General features: G+C 70.3%; 2 protein-coding genes. Both read left to right on the forward strand.

All coding sequences use genetic code 11. The features are described from left to right. Window positions 1-1,317: xanthine dehydrogenase family protein molybdopterin-binding subunit (locus ACEN88_RS30990; RefSeq protein ID WP_413345913.1), on the forward strand; the 1,317-nt coding region annotated here is incomplete at its 5' end. 4 nt (window positions 1,318-1,321) lie between these two features. Continuing rightward, on the forward strand, window positions 1,322-1,708 hold a 387-nt coding region (locus tag ACEN88_RS30995; protein WP_413345914.1), incomplete at its 3' end, for a tetratricopeptide repeat protein.

Consider the following 1,708-nt stretch of genomic DNA (forward strand, 5'->3'; position numbering starts at 1 on the left):
GGGCAACCCGGCGCCGCCGTGATGCGCAAGGACGGCGACGTCGATGCGGCCCTCGCCGGCGCCGCGCGCACGGTCGAAGCGAACTACGTCTACCCGTTCATCTCGCACGCGAGCATGGAACCGCAGAACTGCACGGCGTGGTTCAAGCCGCGGGAGGGCACCCTCGAACTGTGGGCGCCCACGCAGAATCCGGGCGCCGGCCAGGCGCTCGTCTCCACGACATTCAACATCCCGAAAGACAAGATCCTGCTCCACATCACACGCAGCGGCGGCGGCTTCGGGCGCCGGCTGTCGTCCGACTTCATCGTCGAGGCGGCGGCGATCGCGCAGAAAGTGAAGGCGCCCGTCAAGCTGACGTGGATGCGCGAGGACGACCTGCAGCACGACCACTTCCGCGCCGGCGGCTTCCACTTCCTGCGCGGCGGCGTGGACGACCATGGCAAGGTCGTCGCGTGGCACGACCACTTCGTCACGTTCGCGAACCGCGTCGAGAAGAAGGAAAGCGACGGCGGCAGCGCGAGCGTGCTGCAGCCGGGCAGCGGCGGCAACCTGTCGGGCGATGAATTCCCGGGCCGCTGGCTCGCCAATTGCCTGATCGAGCAGACGCCGCTCGAATGCCGCATCCCGATGGGACCGTGGCGCGCGCCGGGCAGCAACGTGTTCGCGTGGGTGTTCCACAGCTTCATCGACGAACTGGCCCATGCGGCCGGGCGCGATCCCCTCGCGTTCCGCCTCGACCTCCTCGGCGACAATGACCTCGTGGCCGGTACGGGCGAGCGCGGCGTGCCGTACAACGTGGGCCGCATGCGCAACGTGCTGAAGGCCGTCGCCGAAAAATCCGGCTGGGGCCAGCGCAAGTTCGCGCGCGGCCAGGGGGCCGGCATCGCCTTCCACTTCAGCCACCGCGGCTACGTGGCCGAAGTGGCGGAGGTGACGGTGTCGAAGGAAGGCCGGCTGCGCGTGGACCGCGTCGTCGTCGTCGCCGACATCGGCGCGCAGATCGTCAACCTGTCCGGCGCCGAGAACCAGGTGCAGGGCTCCGTCATCGACGGCCTGTCCACGCTGATGTACCCGGCGCTCGACATCGACAAGGGCCGCATCGTGCAGAGCAACTTCCACGACTACGCCCTGCTGCGCATGCCGGACACGCCGACCACGATCGAGACGCACTTCCTCAAGACCGACTACCCCGTCACGGGCCTGGGCGAACCCGTGTTCCCGCCGCTGGCGCCGGCCGTCTGCAATGCCATCTTCGCCGCCACCGGCAAGCGCGTGCGCGAGCTGCCGCTGGCCAAGGCGGACCTGTCCTGGAGCTGATCCGGTGACGGTGGAAGACGCGTCCGACCTGCTGGGCCAGGCCGTCCGCCTGCACCAGCAGGGCCGGCTCGAGCAGGCGCAGGCCTTGTACCGGCGCGTGCTGGACCTCGACCCTTGCCAGTTCGACGCGCTGCACCTGCTGGGCGTGATCGAGCGCCAGCACGGGCATCCCGGCCGCGCCGTGGCGCTGATCGAGGAAGCGCTGCGGATCGACCCGCAGCAGGCGCGCGCCCATTGCAACCTGGGCGCCGCGCTGCAGGATCTCGGCCGCACCGGTGCCGCGCTGGCCAGCTACGAAGCGGCGCTGCGCCTCGATCCGGGCTATGCGCTCGCCTGGGACAACCGCGGCAACACGCTGCGCCGGCTCGGCCGCCTGGCCGACGCCCTGGAC

Origin of the sequence: Massilia sp. CT11-108 (assembly GCF_047302915.1) — a bacterium.
GTDB classification, from domain to species: Bacteria; Pseudomonadota; Gammaproteobacteria; order Burkholderiales; family Burkholderiaceae_D; genus Telluria; species Telluria orientalis.